Source organism: Erythrobacter ani (assembly GCF_019204025.1).
GTDB lineage: Bacteria > Pseudomonadota > Alphaproteobacteria > Sphingomonadales > Sphingomonadaceae > Erythrobacter > Erythrobacter ani.
Genome location: NZ_JAGSPB010000002.1, coordinates 469778 through 490555, shown reverse-complemented (window position 1 = coordinate 490555; position 20778 = coordinate 469778). Strand labels below are relative to the sequence as shown.

At 59.5% G+C, this 20778-nt stretch carries 14 protein-coding genes; 3 read left to right on the top strand and 11 right to left on the bottom strand.

Annotated elements, in window-relative coordinates:
* Nucleotide 1 precedes the first annotated feature (1 nt).
* Entirely contained in the window at nucleotides 2-1468 is a 1467-nt protein-coding gene (locus KCG45_RS09265; RefSeq protein WP_255548108.1) for a TolC family protein, read from the top strand.
* Nucleotides 1469-1483: 15 nt separating this feature from the next.
* On the opposite strand, the gene KCG45_RS09260 is transcribed toward KCG45_RS09265, so the two are convergent.
* Genes KCG45_RS09260 through KCG45_RS09240 form a run of 5 tightly spaced genes read right to left on the bottom strand, consistent with a single transcriptional unit; the run spans nucleotide 1484 to nucleotide 6253 of the window.
* Nucleotides 1484-2068 (bottom strand): nucleotidyltransferase family protein, encoded by a 585-nt coding sequence (locus KCG45_RS09260; protein ID WP_218316974.1) that lies wholly within the window; start codon nucleotides 2066-2068, stop codon nucleotides 1484-1486.
* Complete coding sequence (locus tag KCG45_RS09255; protein ID WP_369410768.1) at nucleotides 2061-3005, bottom strand: XdhC family protein; 945 nt, start codon at nucleotides 3003-3005, stop codon at nucleotides 2061-2063. The genes KCG45_RS09260 and KCG45_RS09255 overlap by 8 nt, the downstream gene beginning before the upstream one ends.
* Nucleotides 3006-3024: 19 nt before the next feature.
* Entirely contained in the window at nucleotides 3025-3483 is a 459-nt protein-coding gene (locus KCG45_RS09250) for a c-type cytochrome (RefSeq protein WP_218316973.1), read from the bottom strand.
* Between the two features lie 25 nt (nucleotides 3484-3508).
* The gene (locus KCG45_RS09245) at nucleotides 3509-5758 is read right to left on the bottom strand and encodes a xanthine dehydrogenase family protein molybdopterin-binding subunit (RefSeq protein WP_218316972.1); all 2250 of its coding nucleotides are present in this window, start codon (nucleotides 5756-5758) and stop codon (nucleotides 3509-3511) included.
* Between the two features lie 3 nt (nucleotides 5759-5761).
* A complete protein-coding gene (locus tag KCG45_RS09240; protein ID WP_218316971.1) occupies nucleotides 5762-6253 on the bottom strand; it encodes a (2Fe-2S)-binding protein in 492 nt (163 codons plus the stop codon).
* An 87-nt stretch (nucleotides 6254-6340) separates the two neighbouring features.
* Between KCG45_RS09240 and KCG45_RS09235 the strand changes: the two genes are divergently transcribed.
* Nucleotides 6341-6679, top strand: coding sequence for a tRNA-binding protein (locus KCG45_RS09235; protein ID WP_218317612.1), 339 nt, complete (start codon nucleotides 6341-6343; stop codon nucleotides 6677-6679).
* On the opposite strand, the gene KCG45_RS09230 is transcribed toward KCG45_RS09235, so the two are convergent.
* From KCG45_RS09230 to KCG45_RS09220, 3 genes are all read right to left on the bottom strand, one after another.
* Complete coding sequence (locus KCG45_RS09230) at nucleotides 6676-8640, bottom strand: tetratricopeptide repeat-containing sulfotransferase family protein (RefSeq protein WP_218316970.1); 1965 nt, start codon at nucleotides 8638-8640, stop codon at nucleotides 6676-6678. The genes KCG45_RS09235 and KCG45_RS09230 overlap by 4 nt on opposite strands.
* 78 nt (nucleotides 8641-8718) lie before the next feature.
* Nucleotides 8719-11379 carry a TonB-dependent receptor gene (locus KCG45_RS09225; RefSeq protein WP_218316969.1) on the bottom strand — a complete coding sequence of 887 codons (2661 nt, stop codon included), beginning with the start codon at nucleotides 11377-11379 and terminating at the stop codon, nucleotides 8719-8721.
* A gap of 351 nt (nucleotides 11380-11730) precedes the next feature.
* The gene (locus tag KCG45_RS09220; RefSeq protein WP_218316968.1) at nucleotides 11731-13455 is read right to left on the bottom strand and encodes a BCCT family transporter; all 1725 of its coding nucleotides are present in this window, start codon (nucleotides 13453-13455) and stop codon (nucleotides 11731-11733) included.
* A gap of 249 nt (nucleotides 13456-13704) precedes the next feature.
* On the opposite strand from KCG45_RS09220, the gene gdhA reads away from it, so the two are divergent.
* Nucleotides 13705-15060, top strand: a complete 1356-nt coding sequence (gene gdhA / locus KCG45_RS09215; RefSeq protein ID WP_218316967.1) for an NADP-specific glutamate dehydrogenase — start codon at nucleotides 13705-13707, stop codon at nucleotides 15058-15060.
* Nucleotides 15061-15092: 32 nt separating this feature from the next.
* On the opposite strand, the gene KCG45_RS09210 is transcribed toward gdhA, so the two are convergent.
* The 3 genes from KCG45_RS09210 to KCG45_RS09200 all read right to left on the bottom strand — a co-directional run bounded on the left by KCG45_RS09210 (nucleotide 15093) and on the right by KCG45_RS09200 (nucleotide 20776).
* A complete protein-coding gene (locus KCG45_RS09210; protein ID WP_369410767.1) occupies nucleotides 15093-16304 on the bottom strand; it encodes an Nramp family divalent metal transporter in 1212 nt (403 codons plus the stop codon).
* 3 nt (nucleotides 16305-16307) lie between these two features.
* Entirely contained in the window at nucleotides 16308-19949 is a 3642-nt protein-coding gene (locus tag KCG45_RS09205; protein WP_218316966.1) for a hydantoinase B/oxoprolinase family protein, read from the bottom strand.
* 155 nt (nucleotides 19950-20104) lie between these two features.
* The gene (locus KCG45_RS09200; RefSeq protein ID WP_218316965.1) at nucleotides 20105-20776 is read right to left on the bottom strand and encodes an OmpW/AlkL family protein; all 672 of its coding nucleotides are present in this window, start codon (nucleotides 20774-20776) and stop codon (nucleotides 20105-20107) included.
* Nucleotides 20777-20778 lie beyond the last annotated feature (2 nt).

Below are 20778 nucleotides of genomic sequence, written 5' to 3'. Positions count from 1 at the left end.
CATGCGTCACCTCGCTGCATGCGGAATGGCGGCGGCGCTCACTGCGCTGGCGGCGCCTGCATATGCTCAGAATATCGAACCGGTCGGCGACCCTTTGGAAGAGGCGCTGACAACCGGACCGTTGCTGCCGGAAGAAGTGCTGCGCAGTTCGGCCCTGACATTCCCGAGTATCCTTGAAAGCTTTCAAAGAGAGGCGGCCGCCCGCAGCGATCAACTCGCCGCAGATGGCGCTTTCGACCTGATGCTCAAGGCGGAAACCTACGACCGTCTGACCGGCACGTTTTCGGGCGGTTATGCCGAAGTGGGAGCGACACAGCCTCTGCGCCCTTTGGGAGCCGAGGTCTACGGCACCTACCGCCTGTCGGATGGGACGTTCCCGATTTACGAGAACATCTACAACACCAACGAGCTTGGCGAATTCAAAGTCGGCGCGCTGTTCTCCCTGTTGCGTGATCGGCGCATCGACAATCGTCGATTTTCGGTCGAAGACACGCGTATCGCGGCAAGCCAGGCGCGGCTCGATGTCCTGCTCGTGCAATTGAACGTCCAGCACGAAGCGCTAAAGGCGTATTGGCGCTGGGTCGCGGCCGGCAACGAGATACGCGTCTATGAAGAGTTGCTCGAAATCGCACAGGCGCGCACTGTTGGGCTTTCGCGTCAGGTAAGGGCGGGCGCGACACCGCGGATTGCGCTCACCGAAAACGAACAGAATGTCATCCGCAGAAAAACCCTGCTGGCCGAGGCGCAGCGTAATTTCGCAACTGCAGCGAACAGCCTGGCCTATTATCTGCGTGACCGTGCGGGGCGCCTGATTACGCCGACGCGCGAACAATTGCCGAGCACGGAAGTGCTCGACTTGCTTCCCGACATGCAGAGCCTGCTCGCTGCAGGTCGAAGCGACGTTCTGGAAAACCGGCCCGAATTGCAGAACTTTCGCCTCGCAATACAGCGCGCTGCGAACAAGGTTGAGCTGCGCCGCAATGACCTTCAACCGAAGCTTGATCTGAATGTCGAATTGTCGCGGGATTTCGGCGAAATCGGTGACGGCGGCCCGACCTTCGATTCAACTGATGCCATCGTCGGAGTGAAGTTCACTGTTCCACTCCAACGCCGCGAAGCGCGCGGCCGATTGCAGCGGGCCGAGGCCGAATTGCGTGAGATGGAGCTGCGCGAACGCCGTGTGGCCGACAGGATCGAAGTCGAGCTCGATAACATCCTGACCAACCTCAATGCCGCCCTCGAACTCGCCGAGCTTGCCGATGACGAAGTGGAGCAGGCCAGCGCGATGGTCGCCGCGGAACGTAAACGCTTCGATCTTGGTGCGGGCGATTTCTTCTTGGTGAACCTCCGCGAAGAGAGCGCGGCGGATGCGCAAATTCGCGCGATCCGCGCCGATCTTACCGGGAGATTGGCCGCTGCGGGTTACTCTGCAGCCACGATGGACCTAGATGAATTGGGCCTCGAATAGGCGGCAAACACCGGTTTAGCCGTATCGCGAGAGATCTTCGGGCGTATCGATATCGACGAGCCATTCACTATCGCAGTCGACCGTCACTCCGCGCGACAACATGCCGCGCGCGCCGCCATCACCTGGAGATGCGACGAGAGCTTCGAAATGATCGGCCCCGAAAATCGCTGGCGGCGAACGAACGGTGCTATTCGAAGATGCCGCGATACAGCTGCGACCTGCGTCACGGAAGACCTTGATCAACGCTTCGAAATGTTCGCTTGGGATAAGCGGCATGTCGGCGAGCACGATCAGCAGTCCGTCTGCTCGCACTTCCTGTGCAAGCCGCGCTGCGCAGGCAACGGACGTCCCCATCCCGTCACTGGCGCTGGTGTTGCGACAAAGCTCGAAATCCAGCTGCCGCCATTCCTCTGCGCATGGATGGTCCAGCGCATTGCAAATGACCCATGCGCGACCGAATTGCTCCCGCGGAATGGGCCGCGCCGACCGTGCGCCAAGCATCTCCCCTCTAAACCGGGCGGCCAGCTTGTCACGCTCTCCGAACCGCTGCGATGATCCCGCAGCCAGCAAAGCTACAGCGAGGGTGCTGCCATCAGCCAACGGCCGCTCCGAAATCGGTTTCCTGATAGGTTCTGATGATTTCAGCCAATGCCGACAGCGCCAATGTTTGCGGATCGCGCGAAGAATGGAACACGCCAATGGGCGCCTTGATCGCAGCAATCTGAGCGTCGCTTACTCCCCGCGCCCGCAATACCTCGCAGCGCGCCGCATGCGCCTTGCTGCCTCCCATAGCGCCCAAGTAAAAATGGGGAAGCGTCAACGCGCGCTCTATCAGGTCGGTTTCCCAGTCGTGATCGTGGAACAGGAAAGCGAACGCCGTCCACGGGTCGCTGCGCAAAAGCCCGGTTTCCGACGCGCGCTTCAGCCGCGCAACCTCCGTGGATACGCTTTCGAGATCGGCCGCTATCCGATCATCGGGTGTATAAACCTGCGTCCGGCAGCCCAAGGTGTGCGCCAAGCGATCGAGTGCCGCAACGCCCGCGCCGTGACCGATGATCGCGAGCTGCGGCTCTGGCCAGTGTCCGAATACGGCGGTGCCTTCTGCGGCGTTATAGCTGGTTGGATGCCAGCCCGGCGAGTGCTGGGGGCACACCGGCGATAGCGTGACTGAAAAGGGCGCGCGCTGCTGAACGGACTGGAGGCACTTCGCCGCCAAGTCACTATCTCCGAGAGGCTGAAAGTGTAGATCTAGGCCGCCTCCACACGGAAGCTTGATATCGATGTAGGGAGAACCTGCTCCGAATCTTGTGATGCGTGGCTCGCCGAATCGCAATGCATCGATGGCCTCCGCTACAACGGCGGTTTCTATGCACCCACCGGAGAGCGATCCCGCGTAAGTTCCGTCCTCTGCGACGCCCATGATCGTTCCGGGATTGCGCATGGACGACCCCTCGACCCCGCAGACCGTAACCAGCACGGTATTTGCACCACCCGATTGGCGTTCTTTCAGAAATTCGAAAACGTCATGAAAATTCACTTGCGCCGAAATCCCCGACCTATTCGCTCAAATTTGCAAGATAGGCGATAATGGCGGCGCGGCGATCCGGATCATCGACCGCGCCTGCGACCATGATCGTGCCCGGTACTGTGCCGGATGGATCGGCAAGGAACCGATCGAGCTGCGTCTGATCCCACGTGATCTGAGAGGTCGATAACGCTTCCGAATATACAAAATCACTGAGCGCCCCCGCTCGCCTGCCAACGACGCCGTGCAGATTGGGGCCAGCCGATGATGGTTCGCCTGCCTCGGCCACATGGCACGAACTGCACATGGCAAAGGCGGACCTTCCTGCGGCGAGCAGATCGGGCGCGGCGTCTGTCCCACCGCAAGCTAGCAGCGGATCGCCTGGCTCGCGCACCACGATCTGCTCTACCACCGGCTGTTCCTCCGAACCGCCGCATGCAGCAACAGCCGGAGTGAGGAGCAAGGCGTTCAGAGCAGCGCGGTAATGCATCAATCAGATCCCCTGTACCGGCCGATCACGCGAATTGCTTCGCAATGGGAAGCTCCCGAAGCCGCCTGCCGGTCGCGGCGAAGATCGCATTGGTTAATGCAGGGGCTGCGGGCGGGAGGCCCGGCTCGCCCGCACCGCCGACCGGGACATCGCCCGAATTGATGATCGCCACCTCGATATTCGGCACTTCGTTCATCCGGAGCATCTTGTAATCGTGAAAATTGCTCTGCTTCACCGCACCGCCCGCAAGGTCGATTTCCCCGTACATCGCTGCTGTAAGGCCGAAAACGATGCCGCCTTCGATCTGGTTGCGGAAGCCATCGGGATTCATCACGAAGCCCGCATCGCACACCGCCCAGCAATTCGTCATCTTCGGCTTGCCAGCGGTCATATCCACCTCGATCACCTCGGCTGCGATTGTGCCGAAGCTCTCGACTATGGCCACTCCCTTCGCCGTGCCGTTCGCGCGCGGAGCATTCCAGTCGCTGAGTTCAGCGACCTTACTCAGCACCGCTGCGTGGCGCGGCGAGCTCTGAAGCATCGCAAGGCGGTATTCGATCGGGTCCGCACCTGCCGCATGAGCAGCCTCGTCGATGAAACTCTCTACGAACCAGCCCTGCTGCGAGTGATCGACAGACCGCCACGCTGCGAAAGGCAGATGCAGCTCGGATGCGGCCACACGGACCGATGTGTTGGGAATATCGTACATCGCAGGCACGCTGGCTTCCGCCGGATCGTGTCGCTGAGTGAAGACACTGCCATAGGCCATCAGCTTTCCATCCGGTCCGAGCCCGGCCCTGTGCCGGCTGATATCGGCGGGACGATAGACGCCCTTTTGCGTGTCCTCTTCGCGGCTCCAGATCATCTTGACCGGATAGCCTGTCGCTTTCGCGATCCGGACCGCCATGGTCACGTAATCGTTTTCGAGCCTCCGGCCGAAAGCGCCGCCGAGATAGGGGTGATGCACGGTGATATCGTACTTGGACAGGCCGATAGCCTTCTCGATCGCCGTTCGTGCCATCAGGGGGACCTGCGTGCTGGTCCACACATCGCATTTACCGTCTTTGACAAGCGCGGTGCAGTTGACTGGCTCCATCGGTGCATGGGCGAGATAGGGGACTTTGTACTCGGCTTCGATCGCCGTCGCGGCTTCGGAAAACGCCGCTGCGGCATCGCCTCTTGCCGCCACTTCCTCGCCGCCGTCTTCGCCCGCGTGGTCAAGCGCAGCGGCGAAGGCTGCAAATTGGTCTTCGGTCGCAAGAACGGGGCTGTCCGATCTGCTCCAATCGATCTTGATCGCGTTCACCGCCTGCTGAGCATGCCAATAACTGTCGCCGACCACGGCGACGAAATCGCCCATGTTCAAGATTTGCAGCACGCCCGGCATCTCCATGGCGCGCTCGGCATTCATCCGGGTCACGTTGCTGCCGTTCACAGGAGGGCGGACCACCGCAGCATAGCTAAGGTCAAGGCCGTCCGGCTCCGCATCGATGCCAAATTGGGCCGTGCCGTTGATCTTGGCCGGAATGTCTGTGCGCGCCTTGCTCTTACCCATAAGGCGGTATTCGGCAGGCGATTTCAGCGTCGGTGTATGATCCATCGGCTGGTCCGCGGCGGCGCTGGCGAATTTGGCATAGGGCGCAGATTTGCCGGATGCTTCGTGGAACAGGGTGCTGTCGCGCGTGATGATCTCGCCTACCGGCACATCCCACGCCTCTGCAGCTGCACCCTTCAACATCTGGCGGGCCGCTGCACCGGCAATGCGCATCTGGTATTGGCCGGTCGATCTGATGGAGGATGATCCGCCGGTAATCATGACATCTGCAAACCGCCCGATCTGGGTGAAGAGCCCGTCCCATGTGGGCTCGATCCAAGAAGCGGCGTTCAATGTGAACGGCGCGGCGAACATCCGCGCAGTATCGCTGACGACGTAGCTGCCATCGGTCGGCGCCTGCATGACGCGCACATCATCCCAAGCCGCGTCGAGTTCATCGGCGAGCATTTGCGCCAGCACCGAATGCGCGCCCTGCCCCATCTCGCAATGCGGGACGATCGCGGTGACGATGTTGTTCGCGTCGATCTTGACCCAGGAATTGACAAGTTGCTCCCCCGCTCCCGAGGCGACTTTCGGGGCGAGCGCCCCAATCGGATTGCCGGGACGCACGCCAATGCCGATGAGAAGGCCGCCACCTGCCAGCACGCCAGCGCCGATAAACCCGCGGCGGCTCCACTTGGCGAGTTTGCCGCGTTCCTTTTTGGGAGAAAGATCGTTCATGGCTCAGGCCTCCCCCGGCAAGCGTTCGGAAAGCGGTTGCTCGATCCCCGCGGCGACTTTGATCGCGCGGCGAATGCGCGTGTAAGTGCCGCAGCGGCAGATATTGCCGGACATCGCCGTATCGATGTCCTCGTCAGTCGGGGTGGGATTGTCACGCAGCAGCGCGGTCGCAGCCATGATCTGGCCCGATTGGCAGTATCCGCATTGCGGAACCTGTTCGCTGATCCATGCCTGTTGAACCTTGGTCAGCTCGCCTTCGGGGCCGGCGATCCCTTCAATCGTGGTAACTTCGCGGCCCTCCGCCTGTGCGATGGGGGTGGAGCAACTGCGCACCGGTTCACCATCGAGGTGAACGGTGCATGCCCCGCATTGGGCAATGCCGCAGCCGAATTTGGTGCCGTTGAGGCCCAGTTTCTCACGCACGACCCACAATATCGGCATCGCAGGATCGGCGTCGACCGTCACCGGCTGCCCGTTGAGTGTAAAACTGGTCATGAGGAGTGTTCCTGCGCTGTACTGGGTTGCGCAATGCAATCTATCCCACACGGTGACTTATGGGAAGGGCGGCGTTATCGCGGCGCGATGGAACAGACGACTTTTGACACGTTCATGGCGCTGGATATCCGGGCAGGGACGGTGATTTCGGCCGAACCGTTTCCGGAGGCGCGCAAGCCTGCAATCAAGGTGGTGGTAGATTTCGGCAGCGAACTGGGCACCCGCAAAAGTTCGGCACAGATTACCGACCACTACACCCCGGAAGGTTTGATCGGGCGCAAGGTGATGGCTGTCGTGAACTTCCCGCCGCGCCAGATCGGACCGTTCATGTCCGAGGTGCTTGTGCTCGGTTTTCCCGATGCCGACGGAGCGATCGTGCTCGCTGCACCCGGGGACGATGTCCCCGATGGTTCGAGACTGGCCTAAACCAGGTCGCCGAGCGCGTCTTTGAGGGGATCGAGCCACGGTTCGAATGGCTGCCACGCCCCCTGCCCCTTCCGGTTGATCGGCTCGCGCACCTGCTCGCTCGACGCAGTGCGCACCGCCCGGTGGGTCTTGTGAAAATCCAGGCATGCGTCTTCGAATGGAACGCCCAGGAATTCCAGCATTCGCCGGGTTTGTCCTTCGAGATCGTCGAGCACATCCTCGTGCTGAACGCGCAATACCTTGCCCGGAAGCACCGCATCCCAATGATCCATCAGGCCGACGTAATCGGCGTAATAGCGGCCAACCTCATGGAGGCCGTAAGTAAACTCTTGCCCCTCGGCAAAAAGCTGCTTGAACCCGGAAAAACAGCAATCCATCGGCGCGCGCCGGGCATCGATGATTTTCGCATTCGGCAAGATGAGGTGGATCAGGCCGACATGGCGAAAATTGTTCGGCATCTTGTCGATGAAGAACGGCGCGCCTTGCCGGTGAATGCGCGTATTCTCGATAAAGTCTGATCCGAATTTCTCCAGCTGATCGCCGGTCAGGTCATGCAATATCTCCGGATACCGTGATTGCCCGGCTTTGCGTCCGCGCAGACGGTGAGCAAGCGCCAAAATGTTGGGCAGTTCCAATGTACCGTCGATATGGGAATGGCTCGCAAGGATTTGCTCCAGCAAGGTGGAACCGGCGCGTGGTAGACCCAGGATGAAAATCGGATCGGGCGCGCCGTGCCCTTTGCCCGATTGCCGTTCGAACAGGTCGGGCGTGCAAAGCTCTTTTTGTTTGGCCAACTCGGCGGTCATGTCGTCCGCGCTGTAGCGGGTCTGCGTCCGCTTCAGTGCATTGCCACGATCGTAGAAAGCGAAGCTTGCTTGATAATCACCACGATCTTCCAATGCTTTTCCGAGCGCGAAAGAGATATGCACGCGGTCCATGAATGCGAGGTCGGCGCGCGCGGCCTGTTCCTGCATCGCGGCCACTTCCTCGTCTTCGAAGCGATAGGTCTTCAGGTTTGCCAAGGCATACCAAGCATCGCCGTGATCGGGCTTCGCCGCGATCGCATCACGGTAGCTTGCGATCGCTTCGCCCTGTGCTCCGGTCGTCTTCAGCGCATGGCCTTTGCTCGTCAGGTTGGCCGGATCGTTTGGAACTTTCGCGAGCACCGCATCGAACAGCATTAGACCCCGATCGTAATCGCCGGTTTGCATGCTTTCGATAGCCAGCCGCGACTGGAACAGTACGTTTTCCGGATCGCGCGCGTAAAGAGCTGCAGCCTCAGCGCGCGCTTTTTCAAAGTTCTGACGGCGGCGCAGCGCGTCGATGTAATCCAACCGCAGCTGGACATCATCGGGGGCGAACGTGACCGCGCTTTCCAGCAAAAATTCGGCATCGTCCAAAATGCCGAGTTCGATCCCGATCTGGGCAAGCAGCCGCATCCCTTCGACGCTTCGCGGATTTTGCCGCAGGTAATGACGGCAGATCTCTTCCGCACGGATCAAGCGGCCTTCGGCAAGGTGATTGGTCACCGCGACCAATTCACGCGGCAGCTGGGCCAGGCGCTGTTGCTGCGCGAGGGCCGCATTGGCCTCTCCCGTCCTGCCCATCTCCCTCAAGAGCCCCGCCTGTTCGCGCCAGCTGGCCTCAAGTGCCGGATTGAACCGCGTCGCCCGAACAAACGCGGCAAGAGCCGCGGTCTTGTCCCCCTGGGCGAGCGCAAGGTGCCCCTCTTCCTGCCATGCACGGCCATATTCGGGCATCACGGCATGGAGCCGTAAAAGGTATTCGGCTGCTTCACCGAAGCTCTTGAGGTATCGCGAGGCGACTGCCGCGAGATACAGGGCCTCGCCGTCTGCAGGATCGTCCGCCAATATAGCGGTGGCTGCATCGAGCCCGCCGGCAAAGTCGCCAGACTGCATTCTTTGCTGAGCGGTTTTCAGATTGCTTTCGCGCGGCGTCATGGTCGTGTCTTTAACAAGCAAACGGCGGGAGTGAACAGGTTTGCTCACTCCCGCCGCCGCCTTTTCAGTCTGCCCGGATCAATAGTCGAATGACACTCGCATGCCCACGGTCAACGGACGATTGGTGATGATCCGCTCGCGGTCATTGCCAAAGATACCCGATATCTCGGCCCGTTCATCGGAAAGGTTCTCCCCGAACACTTCGAAACCCCAGCGGTCGGCCTTGATACCGACGGCCAGATCGAACAGCGTGTAGCTCTCCAGCTCGATCTTGTTGATTTCGATGATGTCGGTGAACTTCGACCCCGAATAGGAAACCTGCGGCTGGACATAAGCCTCGAGCGTGCTCGAAAGATCCCATTCGTACCGAGCGCGAAGATTGCCCTGGAAACCCGGCGCATAGGCCAGTTCCTCGCCTTCGATCACATCGGTCGTTGGGATGAGCACTTCGGTGATCTCGGTGTCGAGGATCGAGAATGCGCCCGTGATCGTCAGGCCCGGCACCGCATAAGGTGCGATCGTGAAGTCGGCCTCGATCCCGTAAATCTCGGCATCCGCAGCGTTTGACGAGAAGAACAGGTTGGTAATCGACGGATCGAAGATCTGCGTCTGAAGGTTCGAGATATCAACGAAAAACGCAGACCCGTTGAAGCGGAGTTGACCATCGACCAGATCCAGCTTCCAACCAAGCTCGTAGTTCTCCACCTCGTCGGTATCGACTTCGAACGGAACCACGAAGCCTGTCCCCGGTGCAACTGAACCGCCCGGACGGTTGAGCAGTCCAGGACGGAAACCTTCCGAATAGGTCGCGTAAAACAGCAGGTCTTCGGTTGGGGTCACTGTCAGCGTCCCCTTGAAAATCGTGCCGCTGGTCGATGCGGTGTCGGGCGCACGAACAGCGTTGAACACTTGCTGCGCCTGCGAGGCTGAAAGACCAGCCGCCTGGATATCGTCGAGGCTGTCGTTCAGGTCGAAGGTCTGGCGCAGATCGGCATTGCACGATCCGATGAAGGTGAACTCCCCGTCGCCGTCATAAAGATCGCTGATGTCGGTGCCGAATGCGTTCGCATCCTGCGCCGCGCCCGAGTTACAGAAAGAGCCATTCGCGCTTCCCTCGAAATCGACCTCGACGTCGTAATACCGCGCACCGAAAGTAGCGGTCAGCAGGTCGGGCACGATATCGAAACTGGCTTCGCCGAAGATACCAAATTGTTCATCGGTGCGGCGAATGTCATTGCGGAAGATTGTAGAAGCCGGGAACGGTCCCGGATCGGAAACGAAGCCTGACATCTGCGGAAAGTTCGGCGCGAACGGGCCGAACGGTTGAGCCGCGACGTTGCCGGGATAAGCGAAATCGACCCGCTCTTCGAGCGACAGATCAGAATAAAACCCGCCGCCCTGAAACCGGACGCGCCAGTCTTCAGGAGTGCTGAAACGCAGTTCCTGAGTAAAAACCTCGGTGTTGCTGAGCGAGTTCACGAAGAGGTTTGGCGGCTGACATGTGCCGCTCGGATCGGCAGCGCCAGGATAGCTCACCGACCCATCGCAGATGTAGTAAGGAAGGTACTGACCCGCGAACAGGTAATCGGTGTAATCCGCGCGCTGTTCGGATTCGCGGTCTGTGTAGGCACCGGTGTAAATGACATCGAGCATCGCGATGCGACCCTCGACCGTCCAGCTCGTGTTTGAAAAATCATCCTCCAGACGATCTTCCTCGAAGCGCGAGATTTCGAGATCGTCGAGACCGTCGAGCTCGGGATCGGCAAAGAAGACACCGTCGCTTTCGAGACTCTGGCGCTGGTGCGACACCGTCACACTCCAGTCGGGCGTCACTTCCCACAGCCCGCTTACGCGGAAGCCCGTGTACTGGGTGTCGTTGAAATCGTCTTCGGCAATGCCCGCATTGTCGGCATTCAGGAAATTGACATCGCTGAGATCGGCCGTCGACTGGAAGCCGGCGCGGTTGGCATTCACCGGGACGCCGTTTTCGCGAACGAAACCTTCCGGACGGAAGCGCGCACTTTCGCTGAGATTGATAGTGCCAGGGACGTTGTCGATATAGCCGCCCTGGTCATCAAGATAGACCACACCGCGAAGCGCGATTGTCTCGGTCACAGGCACGTTGACCATCGCCTCGCCCTGATAGCTCGCTTCACCGCCCTTGGTGAAGGACACGCCGGTCGAAAACGCCGCATCGAAACCTGAAAGGCTAGGCTTGTTGGTGATCAGGCGGACGACACCCGCCTGCGAGCTTGCGCCGAACAATGTGCCCTGCGGACCTGATAGAACCTCGATCCGTTCCAGGTCGGCCGCGTAAACGTCGAGGTTACGGCCAGGCTGGGAGAGCGGTTGATCGTTGAGATAGAGAGCCACGTTGGGCGCGAGACCGGCTACGCCTGCGACAGTGATGTTGGGCGTGGTCGAGGCGAGGCCGCGAATATAGATCGTGCTCTGCCCCGGCCCATTGCCGCCTGCCGTGACGGATGGAATTTGTTCGAGGTAATCCTCGAACGTATCGATGTTGAGCTCTTCAAGCTGCTCGGCACCGATTGCGGTGACCGAAACGGGCACATCCTGAAGGTCTTCGGTCCGACGCTGAGCGGTAACGACGATCGTCTGCACACCTCCGCGTTGTTCCTGAGCTTGCTCTACCCCGGCCGTCGCATCCTGTGCGACAGCAGGTGATGCAATAGCGATTGCGAGCGCGCTTGCTGACGCGCCGCCGACGAATTTCGACATTAAAAGGCCCCTTTGAGCTTTTTGGATGGTCGCGTCGCGGAACTGCAACGGCGTTACCAAAGAAACGAGCGCAACAATCGTGGCAGTGCGCTCTGTTGGGGCCCGATAACAAGCGAGTTTGGCAGTGGCCACCGGAGCAGGCATGCAGATGGAGAACTAATCAATCGGTGTTGCAATATAACAACATCAAAACATTTCCGAGAAATATTTCAATAAAATAGAAAAAATATTCACAGTAAATGTATATTTATTATTTAGTTATCCGTGAACTTCCATCAACAGAAAAATCCATTATTGTAATATTTTTGATTAGCACTGCAATACTTCTTCTTATTAAGGGAATCTCGCAAGCTATTGTATCGGATATACTTTTCCGTCCCAGTCCTCGCACCCTTCTGCGGTTGTCGGGACACCATGCTTTTTGCGGATCAGGTCGTAGATAACCGCCTTGACGATCGACACGGCCATGGCGAGCACCACAAACGAGAAAGGCAGTGCGCCGATGATCATGGTGATCCGGATCGCATCGATGCCGCCCAGGATCAGCATCGAGCCGACTACGAATGCCAGCGCTATGCCCCAGAAGAAGATGTGATAGCGGCGGCTTCCCTCGTCATCGCCCGCACCGTTAATCGTATTGACGATGAGGATCGCGCTATCCGCAGACGTGATCAGGTAGGTCATCAAAAGCACGACGACGAGCCCCGATACCACCAGCGCGATTTCCGGGCTGAGAAGGACTGCGAGCGTCGCGTAAAGCTGATCGGAGATTGCGGCATTGACGATCGCACCTTCGGCGGCCCCGCTGAGCTCCAGTTCGATGGCTGTCCCGCCAACCATGGCCATCCAGATGAAGCACACGAGCGATGGGACCAATGTCACCCCGAACATGTATTCCCTGATCGTTCGGCCCCGGGAAATGCGTGCAATGAACATGCCGACAAATGGCGCAAATGCGATCCACCACGCCCAGTAGAAGACCGACCAGTCCAGTTGCCATTGCACCAGAGCATCGCCAACCCCGCCCTCATCCGATCCAAACAGCGTCAGCGAGTTTTCCGGCAGCGTGACGATGTAATCCCAAATCCCGACGCCCAGCAGTTTGAGCCCGTAAATGCCGGAGCCTACAAGGGCGAAGAGCCCCAGCAGCGCCAGCGACAACGTCATGTTGATGTTCGAAAGCCATTTGATCCCGCGGCCTACGCCAGAAAGCGCACTGATCGTTGATGCGCCCACGAGAAGCACCAGCGCCATGACAATCGCAACAGGAGTTGCAGACCCGTCCTGGCCTAGTAGCCAGTCCCCGAAACCAATCCGGTGAAGCCCTGCGACAAATTGCTGGACGCCCAGCCCCATGGTTACCGCCACCCCCAGGATAGTCGCGACGACGGCCACGATATCGACAATGTGCCCGGACAGCCCCGACATGCCCTTGCCGAACAATGGGGCGAGGCTTGACCGGATGGTGAGCGGCAGCCCTCTCCTGTGCGAAACATATGCGATAGCGAGGCCTACCAATGCGTATGTGCACCAGGCGCCGAAGCCCCAGTGCAGGAAAGTCCACATGTAGGATGAACGCACAGCTTCAGCCGACTGCGCTTCGACGGTGCCGCGAATGATGTCAGGGTTGTTCGCAAAGTGCGCGAGCGGTTCCCCCGTGGAATAGGTCAGCATTCCAATGCCGATCCCTGCTCCGAACAGCATCGAAACCCACGAAAAGAACGAAAACTCGGGCTCTTCATCGACCGAACCAAGCCGGAGCCTGCCGCTGCGCGGAAAGATCGCGAGCGCGAAACATACGGCGATCAGGCTTGCAACGAGATAGACATACCAGCCGCTGAAGCTGGAAATGATGGTGGAATTCGCAACCTGAAGCGTATCGCCAGCGCTCACCGGGAAGAAGATCGCCCACATGATTATGAGTGACACGATGACCTTCGCCGGGATCGACACCTCGCGGCTGAATCCGTCGTAAAACCCGCTATCGTGGGTCGAGATATGCAGATCGACCATTGGAGGTTCGATCGGAAGCTCATCCGGGGATGAGGACGAAGGCTCAGCGGTCTCGCTGGTCATGAAACATGTCTCTTGGGTCTGCTGACCGTCAGGCCATAGTCTATGATTTCGGCGCGTTCGCAGCGAATAGCCGCGATGGCTGATGGTGCGCGGCGCCGGAAGATGGGCCGACTCCTAAAGACCTGTCCCTCTTTTGCAACCCGGCCACCTTCTCGGTCCCAGCGCCATCCAACTGACGCTGACCCTGCCGAAAAGGGAACGATTTGGGCCATGACCTGTTCTCAAAACTAACCCGTTTGGAGAGAAAATTTGGCCGTATCCGATCACGTCGATATCAACGAATTCATGGAAGGCGTGAAGAAACGCAATCCCGGACAGACCGAATTCATCCAGGCTGTGCAGGAAGTGGCGCAGGACATCTTCGAATTCATCGAAGACAAGGAAGAGTACCACCAGGCGCAGATCCTGCGCCGGATTGCCGAGCCCGACCGCGTTGTCTCGTTCCGTGTTTGCTGGGAAGACGACAATCACAACATCCGGGTGCAGCGCGGCTGGCGAGTCCAGAACAACAACGCAATCGGCCCTTACAAAGGGGGCATTCGGTTCCATTCGAGCGTGAACGAGAGCGTTCTCAAATTTCTCGCGTTCGAACAGACGTTCAAAAACTCGCTCACCGGCCTTCCCATGGGCGGCGGCAAAGGCGGCTCCAACTTTAACCCCAAAGGCAAGAGCGACAGCGAAGTCATGCGGTTCTGCCAGAGCTTCATGACGGAGCTCTACCGCCATATCGGCCCCGACACAGACGTGCCGGCGGGCGATATCGGCGTTGGCGGCCGCGAAATCGGATACATGTTCGGGCAGTATAAGCGCATCACGAACCGCTGGGAGGGAGTGCTCACCGGCAAGGCGATCGAATATGGCGGATCGCAGATGCGGCCGGAAGCGACCGGGTATGGTGCGGTGTATTTCCTCCGCAATATGCTCAGTCACAAGGATGACGACATCGAGGGCAAGACCGCCGTCATTTCCGGCGCGGGCAACGTCGCAACGCATGCGGCAGAAATGATTGCCAAGCTCGGCGGCAAAGTTGTCACTCTGTCGGATTCCGGTGGCTTTATCCATGACCCCGACGGCATCGATCAGGAAAAAATCGACTGGGTAAAGGAATTGAAGAACAAGCGGCGCGGCCGGATCAGCGAATATGCCGACCACTTCACCAACGCGACCTTTCACGATGGCAAGCGGCCCTGGAATGTCGAATGCGACCTTGCCCTGCCCTGCGCCACCCAGAACGAACTGAACGAAGACGAAGCCAAGGCTTTGGTCGACAATGGCTGCATCGCCGTCTCAGAAGGCGCGAATATGCCCACCACACTGGAGGGCGTAAAGGTCTTCCACGACGCCAAGATCATGTACGGCCCCGGCAAGGCTGCGAACGCAGGCGGGGTCGCAGTTTCCGGGCTGGAAATGAGCCAGAATGCCGAGCGCATCAGCTGGAATCAGGACCGGCTGGGAGACATGCTGACCGAACTCATGGAAGGCATTCACGGCAAATGCGTCGAATACGGCGACCAGGGCGACGGATATGTCGACTACGTAAAGGGCGCGAATATCGCAGGTTTCAAAAAAGTCGCTGACGCGATGCTTGCCTTCGGCGTGGTGTGAGCCAAAACGCGTCGGTCAGCTCGCGACGACCCTCACGATAGCGCCGCGAGGATGAGCCGCGCGCCAAGACCGGTCGCAACAAGCAGCACAAACCCGCCCAGCACGTTAGCCATCTTTCCATTGGCGTGGTGTCCCAGGACCGCTTCCTGATTGACGACATACAGCAGAAACGCTGCAACTATCGGCAGCAACAGCCCATTGGCAAACTGCGCTGTCACGATGATTTCGATGGGACGGATGCCGGTCAGCGACAATCCCGCTCCGATCACGATAACGCTCACGCAGATTGCGCGAAATACCCGCGACTTTTGCCCGCCCTCGACCTGCAATATCTCGGTCATCGCATAACCGGTCGCAAGTGGAGCGGTTATTGCGCTCGTAAGTCCTGCCGCGAACAGCCCGATCCCCAGAACATATTTGGAGCCCGAGCCAAAGAGTGGTTCGAACTGCTGCGCGAGGTCGGCGGCGCTTTCTGCGGAAATTCCTGCAGCGAACAGGCTGGCCGCAGCAGTCGAGGCAATGAGGATCGCGATTAGTCCGCCGATACCGATGGCGATCACGGTGTCCGTTCGGACCGCTCCCAAGTCGTCCGGCCCCGACCATCTGTTGCGAACGGCAGTGGAATGGAGGAACAGGTTGTATGGCACGACAGTCGTGCCGATGAGCGCGATCAGGGTCAGCAACGCGCCATCGGGAATCGAGGGGACGAACAGCCCGGTCATCATCGCTCCGAGATCCGGCCGCACGATCGCAAAGGTAGCGATGAAAGATGCGGTCATAGTGGCGACCAGAACCAACAGCACCTTTTCGACCTGCTTGTACGTCCCGGCGAGAAGCAAGCCCGACGCGAGAAGCGCCAATGTGACTATGCTCGCTGCGAACACCGCGTCGGACTCGCCAGCCACTGCAGAGATTCCGAGCGCCGCGCCCGACAGGTTGCCAGCCTCATACGCCGCATTTCCGAGATACAGCGCCAAGCCCACAAGGAGAACGAGCGGCCATTTCCATATCGACCGATCCAGCAGTTCGGAGAGTGTTTCGCCCAGCCCTTTTTGTGTGACCACGCCCAGCCGTGCGGCCATTTCCTGAAGAACTATCGTTGCGAGGGTCGCGAACAGCAGCGCCCAGAGCAGCGCATATCCGAACTCGACGCCCGCGAGAGTGCAAGCGGTCACGGTGCCCGGCCCGATAAAGGCGGCTGTGATGAGCGCGCCAGGGCCGATATTGCGGATACGTTCAATCACGTGTCACTTGGCCCGATCACTCGCGCGCCTGGCAACCGGTCCATATCCACCTCCTGTCGGGGACTGGATAACAATTCGATCGCCTGCCTGCACCTGCGCCGTGTTGCAACCGCCCAGATTGTCCACCGACCCGTCTGCGCGCTCGACCACATTGCGACCCAGCCGCCCCTCTTCGCCGCCAAGTATGCCAACAGGCGCCACTGCGCGATGATCGGACAATATCGAGCAATGCATCGGCTCCAGAAAGCGAATTCTGCGCGAAATTCCGTCTCCGGCGTTCCACTGTCCGCGTCCACCCGAACCGCGATCGATACAGAATTCGTCGAGGACGACCGGATAACGCTGCTCGAGGATCTCAGGGTCGGTCATGCGGGTGTTGGTCATGTGCGTATGCACTGCCGCCGCACCGTCGAAGCCCGGCCCCGCCGGAGCGCCCGAACAAATCGTCTCGTAATATTGATAGCGGGAATTGCCGAAAGTGAGATTGTTCATCGTCCCTTGGCTTGAACCCAGTCGGCCCAGCGCAACAAAGAGCGCATCGGTGACAGCCTGGCTCGTCTCGACATTGCCCGCGACCACGGCTGCCGGAAACCGGGGATTGAGCATCGAGCCTTGCGGTACGATAATGTCCAGCGGCTTCATGCAGCCCGCGTTTAGCGGGATATCGTCCGCGACAAGGCACCGGATCACATAAAGGACAGCTGCCTTCACAACCGCGAACGGGGCATTGAATGCACTGTCCTGCTGATCGCTTGTCCCGGTAAAGTCGATCGCGGCTGTGCCGCTTTTACGATCGGTGCTGACCGAGACCGCGATGGTTGCACCGCTATCGACCTTGAGGGAGAACGCGCCGCCATCCAGCGTGCGGAGCAAGCGCCTTACCGACTGCTCGGCATTGTCCTGGATGTGGCCCATATAGGCGTGGACTGTTTCAAGTCCGTAGGTGGCAACGAGTTTGCGAAGTTCGGCTGCACCCGCAGCATTAGCTGCGATCTGCGCCATCAGATCCGCAATGTTCTGCGCGATATTGCGCGCCGGATATGGGCCGCTCGCGAACGCATCCTCGATCCGGCGGGTCTGGAAAGTGCCTCGCTCAACCAATTTGAGGTTGTCCAGCAAGACGCCCTCCTCGTGGATGGTGCGGCCGTCAGGCGACATCGATCCCGGGGTCAGTCCGCCCACATCTTCGTGATGGGCGCGGCTGGCGACAAAGAACAGAATGCCTTCGTTGCCGTCACCGAAGACCGGCGTGACAACGGTTATGTCTGGCAGGTGCGACCCGCCATTATGGGGGTTGTTCTGAACGAACGCGTCGCCCGGCTCGATGGTCTGTCCGCTCGCAATAACAGTCTGCACACTCGCATCCATCGACCCCAGATGCACCGGCACATGCGGCGCATTCGCGACCAGATTGCCCGAAGGATCAAAGATCGCGCAGGAAAAATCGAGGCGCTCCTTCACATTGACCGATTGCGACGTGTTGCGCAAAACGATGCCCATCTGCTCGGCAATCGACATGTAAAGATTGTTGAAGATTTCCAGCGTCACCGGGTCAGCCGCCGATGATGGGTTCGTGCGAGCCTTCAACTTATCGCTGTCGGACAGGATGAGATGCCCGAACGCGTTCAGCCGCCCTCCCCAACCCGGCTCGATAATGATCGTACCGGTGGGATCGATAATGATGGCCGGACCGACAATGTCATGTCCGTAACCGAGCGATGCGATGTCGAATATGGGGGCGTGATGCCAGGCATCCTTCGCGAAAAAGCGAGTGCTGCCCACCGGTTCGGGGACGTCCTCCCTTCTCACGTGCTGACGCGTTTCTGGGAACGCGACGCCTCCGCTGCTGCACTCGACGATCAGCGTATCGAGCACGACCACCTTGTCAGGCGAGACGAACCCGTATTGCCACCTATGTGCAGCTTCGAAATTCGAACGCATTTCGCAGGGGTCTGTGACGGGGACCGTTATCGCTGTCTCGGTGCCCTTGTAGCGAAGCAAGGCCGTCGCCCGGATCGCCGCTTGCTCGTTGCCAAGCCCCTGATCGACCAGTTCATCGCGCGCCTTTTCGGCCAACTCCGACACAACGCGATCGATGCCATCTGCGATACCGTCTTCAATTTCCAGGCCCAGAACCCGCTGTTTTTCAATCTTGTTCGCGGCGAGGCCCATGCCGTACGCCGACAGAACGCCAGCGAACGGGTGGATAAGTATCGTCCCGATCCCGAGCCGTTCGGCGACAAGGCAGGCGTGCTGGCCTCCTGCACCGCCGAAGCAGTTAAGCGCATAGTCTTTGACGTCATATCCCCTCGCGACCGATATCTTCTTGATGGCCTGCGCCATGTGTTCGATCGCGATGTCGAGGAAACCTTCGGCGACCTGTTCGGCGCTGCGACCATCTCCGATCTCTGCGGCAATCTCGGCAAATCCCGTTTTGGCCGCAGCGACATCGATCGGCTGATCCTGCTTAGGGCCGAATATGTGCGGAAAGTGTTCGGGACTGAGCTTGCCGAGGCAGACGTTGATGTCTGTGACGGCAAGCGGTCCACCATTTCGATAGCAAGCTGGCCCAGGATTCGCTCCGGCGGATTGCGGGCCGACCCGGAACCGCCCATCCTTGTAGCGCAGCACCGAACCACCGCCCGCTGCAACCGTGTGGATATGCAGCATGGGCACCCGCATTCGGACGCCAGCGACTTCCGTCTCGTACACCTTTTCGAGTTCCCCAGCATAGTGCGAGACGTCGGTTGATGTGCCGCCCATGTCGAAACCGATCACTTTGTCGAAGCCAGCTTGCCGCGCGGTTCGAACACTCCCGATGATGCCGCCAGCAGGGCCCGACAGAATGGCGTCGCGCCCACGAAAGCAGCTCGCATCGATCAAGCCGCCCGACGACTGCATGAAAAGCACCTTGCCCGGCTGCCGATCGTCGCCAAAGGCCCCGGAGAACTGCTCGACATAGCGGCGCAGGATCGGTGTGAGATAAGCATCGACGACAGTCGTTTCCGCGCGCGAGACGATTTTTGTCAGCGGACTGACTTCGTGACTGGCTGACACCTGCAAAAAGCCTACTTCACGCGCAAGTTCCGCCAATGCCTTTTCATGCTCGGGATATTTGTAACCGTGCAAAAGCGCGATAGCGATCGATCGGAAGCCGTTCGCAAACGCCGCCTGGAACTTGCACCGCGCGTCTTCGATGTCGAGCGGCCGTTCGATATCGCCCGAGCCTCTGATCCTTTCATCGACCTCGATCACTTCGCTGTACAGCAATTCAGGCTTGCGAATATCGAGCGCGAATGTATCGGGCCGCGCCTGGTAACCGATTTCGATCACGTCGCGGTGACCGCGGGTCGTTGCGAATATTGTCGGCTCGCCCGCCCGTTCCAGCAGGGCGTTGGTCGCCACTGTGGTCCCCATCTTTACAGCGGTGATGCGATCGCTCGGGATTGCATCGCCCGGCGCCAGATTTAGCAAATGCCGAATGCCATGCAGAGCGGCATCGTCGTAGCTGTCGGGGTTGTCGGACAGATATTTGGCGGTGCGTAGATCACCTTCAGGCGTGCAGGCGACGATATCGGTGAACGTGCCGCCGCGATCGATCCAGAACTGCCATTGCTGAAGAGGTGTTTTGCAGCCTGTTGCCATTTACCGGGTAGTGCTCCGCGCCCGAACTCTGCTCCGAGTTCTCCGCGTCATACCCCACCAGCGATCCAAGCCAATGACAAATATCGGGCGCGAAGAAACGCGGCCCCGCGCGCAAGCTGCTCGCGAGGCCGCTCTGCGGCAAAAACACCGCCTTCCTAGAACCGGTAGCTGACGCCCGCGCTCAACAGCCACGGATCGAGATTGTGTTCAGTCTCAATCACCAGCGTGTCGCCGGCAAACCAGCGCGCCGTCGTGTCGATGAAGTAGCGCTTGGCATCCAGGGTGAGGCCGAACCCGGAATCGCCTACCGGAATATCGACCCCCGCCTGGAGCGCGAAGCCGAACTCATCCGACAGGTCGGTATCCGTCACGCCAAGCGGAATGGTCGCCGCGCCCGGCTCGTCGCTCACCCACAGGAAATAGGCTGGGCCAGCCCCGACATACGGTTTTATCCCGCCAGCATCGAAATGGTATTTGGCTGTGATCGTGGCTGGAATAAGCCGAGCGTCGGACACCAATTCCGTACCGGCTGGAAAACCCGACACAGTGTCGACATCGTGCTGCGTGATACCGACTATCGTTTCGAACGACAGATTGTGAGTCACGAAATACTCGATCGATGCTTTCGGGATTACGTTGTCGTTCGCCCTAGTATCAAGGTTGGCGGGTAGACCGATAGCGTCGACATTGACTTCATCGATCTCACCGTCCGGAAGGACGGCAGTGCCCATCAGTTTGATCTGGACGTCGCCGGTTCGATCCTGCGCAGCCACTGGCGAGGCGACCAGTGCGATAGCAGCGCTCGTGATGGATAGAATAGTCTTCATTG